The following is a 7,519-nucleotide window of genomic DNA, read 5'->3' on the forward strand; positions in this document are numbered from 1 at the left end:
GGGACCACGGCGCGGTACCAGACCAGCAGGACGGCGACCACCGCGTGGGCGAGGGCCCAGAACCAGGCGACGAGGGCCAGGTCGGGCCCGGCGAGCTGGTGCCCGAAGGCGAGGGCGGCGGCGAGGTACACCAGGAGGTGGACCCCGCGCCAGGTTTCGTGGCTGACCCGGCGGCGTACGCAGCGGGCGGAGGTGACGCCGACGGCGACCAGAAGGGCGGTCCCGGCCGCCGCGGCGGCCAGAGCCGGATATCCGAGCAGCTCCCGAACCGCCGAGAGCACGTCGACCCCCTCGTGCACGGCGTAGCCGCAGAGCGCGAAGGCCGTGTGCCCGAAACAGAGCAGCAGGACGTGGCGGCCGCCCAGCGCGTGCCAGCGGGCGAGCCGGGCCGCACCCACCCCGTGTTCGACGGCGGGGACCCGGGCCATGAGGAAGAGCAGGACGAGCACCCCGTACCCGGCGAGCAGGCCGGACAGGTGCGCGGCGGTGGCGAACAGCGCGTCGAGCCGGGCCGAGGGCCGCACCTGCGCGGCCCACAGCAGGGCCACGGTCCCCGCCCCGCAGAGCATCCCGCCCTTGACCCGAACCACCATGTCTCGCTCTCGCATACGGCCACGCTACGGGCGGTCCGGTGGGCTCCCCGGCCCTCCCGGTGATCCTTAAGGCGGCCTTGAGGAAGGCCTCACGGACGCTTAACCCGCCCGCTGAGGTCGGCGTTCCGTCGGGGAAACAGAGGCGATGTCGTGGGGAAACAGCAGCCGCGCACTCTCGTGTCATGACCTCGGAACAGCAACGCGTGGTGGTGATCGGCGGCGGCCTCGCCGGCCTGCGGCTCGCCGCCCGGCTGGGCGGGGACGTCCGCGTCCTCGGCGAGGAGGAGCACGTCCCGTACAACCGGGTCCTCCTCGCGGAGGTCTTGGCCGGCCGGTACGCGCCGGAGGTGACGGCCCTCCCGGCCCCCGGCCCGGCGCTGCGCCGGGGCGTGCGGGCGGTACGGATCGACCGGGCGGAGCAGGTGGTGCACTGCGACGACGGCACGGTCGAGCGGTACGGCACCCTCGTCCTGGCCACCGGGTCGAACCCGGTCCTCCCTCCCCTGCGCGGCCTGTTCGAACCCGAAGGCCGGGAGCTTCCCGCCGGGGTCCACGCGTTCCGCACCATGGACGACTGCCTGGCTCTGTCGGCGGCCGTACGTCCCGGCGTGCGCGCGGTGGTGATCGGCGGCGGCCTCCTCGGCGTCTCTGCGGCCCGCGCCCTGGCCGAACGGGGCGCCCAAGTGGTCCTCGCCCAGCAGGGCGAGCGCCTGATGGAACGCCAACTGGACGCGGAGGCCTCGGCCCTCCTGCACGCGCACCTGACCGACATGGGCGTGGAGATCCACACGGAATGCCGCGTCCGCGGCCTGACAACGGCCTCCGCGGCCCCGCTGCCGGTGCTCCGTCCCGGAACCACCCCCGGCCAGGAGCCCCGCCGGGTGACCGGCGTGGACCTGGCCGTCGGCTACCGCCTGGACGCCGACATCGTGGTCCTCGCCTGCGGAGTCCGCCCCCGCACCGGCCTCGCCCAGGCCGCCGGCCTCGACGTCCGCAAGGGCATCCTCGTCGACGACGAGCTCCGCACCAGCGACCCCCGCATCCACGCCCTCGGCGACTGCGCCGAGCACGCGGGCCGGGTGTACGGCCTGGCCGGCCCGGCCCTGGAACAGGCGGACGCCCTCGCCGGAGTCCTGCTCGGAACCGGCAGGGGGCTTGACCAGGACCCCGCCTACAACGGGACCCGCGCCCTGACCCGCCTCACCCTCACCGCCGGCGGCGACCGGCCCCTCGACCTCGCCGCCTTCGGCGAGACCACCCCGCTCCCCGGCGACGACGTGGTCCGGCTCACCGACGCCACCCGCCGCACCTACCGCAAGGTCGTCGTCCGCGGCGACCGCCTGGTCGGCGGGGTCCTGCTCGGCGAACTCTCCAGTGTGGGCGCCCTCGCCCGCAGCTGGGAGGACGGCGCCCCCCTCACCGACAAACACGGTCTGACCGACCTGCACCACCTGCTCACCGACGACGGAGGCTCCTGATCATGGCCGCAGCCACGCCCACGCCCGCCCCGGGCACCGCCCAGGCCACCACCCAGGCCCCCGGAACCCGCCCCTCCCTCGTGCTCATCGGCCACGGCATGGTCGGCCAGCGCTACCTGGAGGCGCTCGCCGAACTCGGCGCCACCGCCACGCACCGCATCACCGTGCTCTGCGAGGAGCCCCGCCCCGCCTACGACCGGGTGCACCTGACCTCGTACTTCTCCGGCAGCACCCCCGAGGACCTCTCCCTCACCCCCGCCTCCTTCATGGAGGAGCACGGGATCGCCCTGCACCTCGACGACCCCGCCGAGACGATCGACCGCGAAGCCCGCACCGTCACCTCCCGCACGGGGCAGGTGTTCCCGTACGACGTGCTCGTGCTCGCGACCGGCAGCTACCCCTTCGTGCCGCCCGTCCCCGGCAAGGACGCCCCGGGCTGTTTCGTCTACCGCACCATCGAGGACCTCCTCGCGATCGAGGAGTACGCCAAGACCCGGACCACCGGCGCCGTGGTCGGCGGCGGCCTGCTCGGGCTGGAGGCCGCCGGCGCGCTCAAGGGCCTCGGACTGGCCACCCGCGTCGTGGAGTTCGCGCCCCGCCTGATGCCCGTCCAGGTGGACGAGGGCGGCGGTGCGGCCCTGCTGCGCACCATCGAGAACATGGGGCTCACCGTCCACACGGGTGTCGGCACGCAGGAGGTCCTCACCGGTGAGGACGGCGCGGTCAGCGGCATGAAGCTGTCCGACGGCTCCAGTGTCGACACCGACCTGGTCGTCTTCTCCGCAGGTGTCCGCCCCCGCGACCAGCTCGCCCGCGAGAGCGGCCTGGCCGTCGGCGAACGCGGCGGCATCTCCGTCGACGCCCGCTGCCGCACCTCCGACCCGCACGTCTACGCCATCGGCGAGTGCGCGCTGGCCTCCGACGGCCGCGTGTACGGGCTCGTCGCCCCCGGCTACGAGATGGCGGAGACGGCCGCGGCCGATCTGCTGGGCCGCGAGAAGGAGTTCACCGGCGCCGACCTCTCCACCAAGCTCAAGCTCCTCGGCGTGGACGTTGCCTCCTTCGGCGACGCCCACGGCGCCACCGCCGGCAGCCTCGACGTCGTCTACTCCGACTCCCGCTCCGGCGTCTACAAGAAGGTGGTCGTCTCCGCCGAAGGCGTCCTGCTCGGCGGCGTCCTGGTCGGCGACGCCGACTCCTACGGCCTGCTGCGCCCGCTCACCGGCTCCGTACCGCCCGTCACCCCCGAGCAGCTGGTGCTGCCCGCCGGCGTCGGCGCACCCGTCGCGCTCGGCCCGTCCTCGCTCCCCGACGGCGCGGTGATCTGCTCCTGCCACAACGTCACCAAGAAGGCCATCACCGCCCACAGCACCGTCCCCGAGGTCAAGAAGTGCACGAAGGCGGGCACCGGGTGCGGGAGCTGCCTCAAGGTGATCGGCCAGCTGATGCCGCCCGCCGCCGACAAGGGGCTCTGCGGCTGCTTCCCCTTCACCCGCGCCGAGCTCTACGAGATCGTCCGCACCCTGCGCGTGACCTCGTACGGGCAGCTCCTCGACAGCCACGGCCGCGAGGAGGCGCGCGGCGGCGACGGCTGTGAGGTCTGCAAGCCCACCGTCGGCTCCATCATCGCCTCGCTCGCCCCCACCCTCGGCGCGAGCGGCTACGTCCTGGACGGGGAACAGGCCGCCCTCCAGGACACCAACGACCACTTCCTCGCCAACATGCAGCGCAACGGCTCGTACTCGGTCGTCCCGCGCATCCCCGGCGGCGAGATCACCCCCGACAAGCTGATCGTGATCGGCGAGGTGGCCCGCGACTTCGGCCTCTACACGAAGATCACCGGCGGGCAGCGCATCGACCTCTTCGGCGCCGCCCTGGACGACCTCCCCCGCATCTGGGCCCGGCTCGTCGAGGCCGGATTCGAGTCCGGGCACGCGTACGGCAAGGCCCTGCGGACGGTGAAGTCCTGCGTGGGCCAGACCTGGTGCCGCTACGGGGTCCAGGACTCCGTACGGATGGCCATCGACCTGGAGCTGCGCTACCGCGGCCTGCGCGCCCCGCACAAGCTCAAGTCGGCGGTCTCCGGCTGCGCCCGCGAGTGCGCGGAGGCGCAGAGCAAGGACTTCGGGATCATCGCGACGGCGAGCGGCTGGAACCTCTACGTCGGCGGCAACGGCGGGGCCACCCCCCGTCACGCCGACCTCCTCGCCCAGGACCTGTCGGACGCCGAACTGGTCCGGCTCATCGACCGGTTCCTGATGTTCTACATCCGCACCGCCGACCGGCTGGAGCGGACCTCCACCTGGCTGGACCGGCTGGAGGGCGGCCTGGAGCACCTGCGGGACGTGATCGTGCGCGATTCGCTCGGGCTGTGCGCGGAGCTGGAGTCGCTGATGGCCGACCACGTGGCGCACTACCGCGACGAATGGGCCGAGACCCTGGACGACCCGGAGCGGCTGCGCCGGTTCGTGTCCTTCGTCAACGCCCCCGGCGCCCCCGACCCGAGCGTGAAGTTCGTCCCCGAACGCGGTCAGGTCAAGCCCGACCTGGCCGTCCTGACCCTGGAGCCCCTGGGAGGCACCCGATGACCGTGGAACTGCAGGTGGCGGAGGGATGGCTCACCGTGTGCGAGCTGTCGGCGCTGATCCCCGGGCGCGGGGTGGCGGCACTGCTGCCGGACGGGAGCCAGGCCGCCGTGTTCGTCGACCGCGCGGGACGCCCGTACGCGATCGGCAACCGGGACCCCTTCACCGGGGCGCAGGTGCTCTCGCGCGGGCTCGTCGGCTCGGCCGCGGGACGGCTCTTCGTGGCCTCGCCGCTGCTCAAGCAGCGCTTCGACCTGGAGTCGGGGCACTGCCTGGACGACGAGGAGGTGGCGGTCCGGACGTACCCGGTGCGGACCGCCGCGACCTCCGTCTGAGGCTCAGCCCGGGCTCAGCCCTCGACCATCGAGGGGTCCATCCACATGATCTCCCAGGTGTGACCGGAGAGGTCGTCGAAGGCGCGGCCGTACATGACCCCGTGGTCCTGTGCGGGACGCGGCTCGGTGGCGCCCGCCGCAAGGGCCCCGTCGACGAGCTCGTCGACGGCGTCGCGGCTCTCGGCGCTCAGACACAGCAGCACTTCGGAGGTCTTGGTCGCGTCCGCGATGTCCTTGTGGGTGAAGTCCTTGTACCGGGCCTCGGCCAGGAACATGGCCACGATCGAGTCGGTGATGGGCATCGAGGCGCAGTTCTCGTCGGTGAACTGGGCGTTGAAGGTGTAACCGAGCTTGCCCCAGAAGGTCTTGGTGGCCTCCAGGTCCTTGACCGGCAGGTTGACGAAGATCATGGTGGAGGACATCGCGGTCTCGTTTCTCTCGTGTGTGCGTTGCTTTCGAGAGGTAGACCGGGGAGTCCCGCGAAACTCATCGCCCCCGCGTGAAGTTTTTCGATGTTCCGAAAAACTGCAGGTCAGATGGATGATGAGCGCAGCTGCAGGGCCGCCAGCGGTACGAAGCCCAGCCCGTCGGCGCTCTCCAGGGAGGCGTCGGCGCCGGCAAGTCGCTTGTGCAGGGTCAGCGCGATCCGCTCGCCCTGGGCCTTGGCCCGCTCCGCGTTCGGCCCCCGGTGCAGTCCGTCGATCGTGGCCCGCCACAGCTGCACCCAGCGGCCGAAGTCCTCGGCGGTCATCTCGCGGGCCGACTGGAGGGCCGCGTGCGGGGCGAAGGCGTTCCGCCGGTAGTCGGCGCTGCGGAAGAGGGACCGCTCCCAGAAGTCGGTGATCCTGGGCAGGTGCACGTCGAGGTCGGTACCGGCGATCTCGGTGAAGAAGGGCCCGATCCGCGGGTCGGCGAAGGCCGCCGTGTAGAAGCGGCGCAGCACGACGTCGAGGTCGGCGCGGCCGGTGATGTCGGCGTCGGCGGCATTGCGGTTCATCACTCCACCATCCTCCCGCACCGGCCCCCTCCCCAGGGCAGAAAGTCCTGCATTACCCCCTCGCGGACGGCTTCGACGCCGCTTCGGGGCCCCTCCGCTCCCTCCCCGCTTCCAGAAAATCCCTCCGGGAGGATTGACCTCGTGCCGGTCGCTCCCGCGTCATATGGAATTGACGTCACGTCAACTCGACGGTTCTAAGTTCCTCGACGCAGCGCGACTCCCCGCCCGACCGGGCGCGGAGCCTCTCCTCCCACAGGAGTGACCGTGGAACGTCGTACCTTCCTTCGCGGGGCCGTCATCGGCTCCTCCGCCGCGGCCTTCGGCGGAACGCTGATGCACGGCGCGGCCTACGCGGCCCCCGCCCAGCCCGGCGCCGGACCCTACGGGGCGCTCGGCGCCGCCGACGCCAACGGCATCATGCTGCCCGCCGGTTTCAGCAGCCGGGTGATAGCCCGGTCCGGCCAGACGGTCCCCGGTACCTCGTACACCTGGCACAGCGCCCCCGACGGCGGCGCCTGTTTCGTGGACGGCACGGGCTGGATCTACGTGTCGAACTCGGAGATCAACCCCTCCGGCGGTGCGAGCGCGGTGAAGTTCAACTCCTCGGGCACCGTCACCGGCGCCTACCGCATCCTCTCCAACACCCGGCAGAACTGCGCGGGCGGCAAGACCCCCTGGAACACCTGGCTGTCCTGCGAGGAGGTCGATCGCGGCTTCGTCTACGAGACCGACCCCTACGGCGTGAACGCGTCCGTACAGCGCCCCGCGATGGGCCGCTTCAAGCACGAGGCCGCCGCCGCCGACCCGGTGCGCCAGGTCATCTACCTGACCGAGGACGAGAGCAGCGGCTGCTTCTACCGCTTCATCCCCACCACCTGGGGCAACCTCTCCTCCGGCACCCTGCAGGTCCTCAAGGCCGGCACCGCCACCTCGGGCTCGTTCACCTGGGCCAACGTCCCCGACCCGGACGGCTCGCCGACCAGCACGCGCACCCAGGTCTCGGGCTCGAAGAAGTTCAACGGCGGCGAGGGCTGCCACTACGCCAACGACACGGTCTGGTTCACCACCAAGGGCGACAACCGCGTCTGGCAGCTCAACCTCGCGAACAGCACCTACGAGCTCGCCTACGACGACTCCCTGGTCTCCGGCGGCGGCGCCCCCCTGACGGGCGTCGACAACGTCACGGGCTCCTCGTACGGCGACCTGTACGTGGCCGAGGACGGCGGCAACCTGGAGATCTGCGTCATCACCCCGGACGACGTCGTCGCCCCCTTCCTGCGGGTCACCGGCCAGTCCTCCTCGGAGATCTGCGGCCCGGCCTTCTCCCCCGCCGGCAACCGCCTCTACTTCAGCAGCCAGCGCGGCACGAGCGGCAGCTCCACGGGCGGCATCACGTACGAGGTCACGGGCCCCTTCCGCGTCTGACCCCGTCCCGCCCTCCAGCCCCGGCGGGGCCGAAACCAGCCCCGCCGGCGTCTGAGGCGCGGGGCCCGGGGGCGGAGCCCCAGGACACGGCGCCACAGGTCACCAC

At 72.2% G+C, this 7,519-nt stretch carries 7 protein-coding genes; 4 read left to right on the top strand and 3 right to left on the bottom strand.

Translation table 11 applies throughout. The annotated features are described in order from the left end of the window. The coding region (locus ACFWBW_RS41175; RefSeq protein ID WP_385384868.1) for a ferric reductase-like transmembrane domain-containing protein at positions 1-608 on the bottom strand (608 nt) is incomplete at its 3' end. A 167-nt stretch (positions 609-775) separates the two neighbouring features. Between ACFWBW_RS41175 and ACFWBW_RS41180 the strand changes: the two genes are divergently transcribed. From ACFWBW_RS41180 to nirD, 3 genes are read left to right on the top strand one after another with little or no spacing between them, the layout of a single operon-like run. Then, entirely contained in the window at positions 776-2,071 is a 1,296-nt protein-coding gene (locus ACFWBW_RS41180) for an NAD(P)/FAD-dependent oxidoreductase (protein ID WP_385384871.1), read from the top strand. Positions 2,072-2,073: 2 nt separating this feature from the next. Continuing rightward, a complete protein-coding gene (nirB, locus tag ACFWBW_RS41185; protein ID WP_385384874.1) occupies positions 2,074-4,659 on the top strand; it encodes a nitrite reductase large subunit NirB in 2,586 nt (861 codons plus the stop codon). Then, on the top strand, positions 4,656-4,991 hold the full coding sequence (nirD, locus tag ACFWBW_RS41190) for a nitrite reductase small subunit NirD (RefSeq protein ID WP_356515400.1): 336 nt from the start codon (positions 4,656-4,658) through the stop codon (positions 4,989-4,991). Before nirB ends, nirD begins: the two co-directional genes overlap by 4 nt. A gap of 14 nt (positions 4,992-5,005) precedes the next feature. Here nirD and ACFWBW_RS41195 read toward each other — a convergent pair whose 3' ends face one another. Beyond that, on the bottom strand, positions 5,006-5,413 hold the full coding sequence (locus ACFWBW_RS41195) for a VOC family protein (RefSeq protein ID WP_385384878.1): 408 nt from the start codon (positions 5,411-5,413) through the stop codon (positions 5,006-5,008). Between the two features lie 110 nt (positions 5,414-5,523). Beyond that, entirely contained in the window at positions 5,524-5,988 is a 465-nt protein-coding gene (locus tag ACFWBW_RS41200; protein ID WP_385384881.1) for a group III truncated hemoglobin, read from the bottom strand. A 264-nt stretch (positions 5,989-6,252) separates the two neighbouring features. Here ACFWBW_RS41200 and ACFWBW_RS41205 point away from each other — a divergent pair, with 264 nt between their 5' ends. Next, on the top strand, positions 6,253-7,413 hold the full coding sequence (locus ACFWBW_RS41205; protein ID WP_385384884.1) for an alkaline phosphatase PhoX: 1,161 nt from the start codon (positions 6,253-6,255) through the stop codon (positions 7,411-7,413). Positions 7,414-7,519 lie beyond the last annotated feature (106 nt).

This window comes from Streptomyces sp. NPDC059957 (assembly GCF_042730015.1).
Classification (GTDB): Bacteria; Actinomycetota; Actinomycetes; order Streptomycetales; family Streptomycetaceae; genus Streptomyces.

Bases quoted from the DNA above. Each gene is read 5' to 3' on its own strand.
- ACFWBW_RS41180 (WP_385384871.1), top strand. From the start codon at position 776: ATGACCTCGGAACAGCAACGCGTGGTGGTGATCGGCGGCGGCCTCGCC.
- nirB (WP_385384874.1), top strand. From the start codon at position 2,074: ATGGCCGCAGCCACGCCCACGCCCGCCCCGGGCACCGCCCAGGCCACC.
- nirD (WP_356515400.1), top strand. From the start codon at position 4,656: ATGACCGTGGAACTGCAGGTGGCGGAGGGATGGCTCACCGTGTGCGAG.
- ACFWBW_RS41195 (WP_385384878.1), bottom strand. From the start codon at position 5,413: ATGTCCTCCACCATGATCTTCGTCAACCTGCCGGTCAAGGACCTGGAG.
- ACFWBW_RS41200 (WP_385384881.1), bottom strand. From the start codon at position 5,988: ATGAACCGCAATGCCGCCGACGCCGACATCACCGGCCGCGCCGACCTC.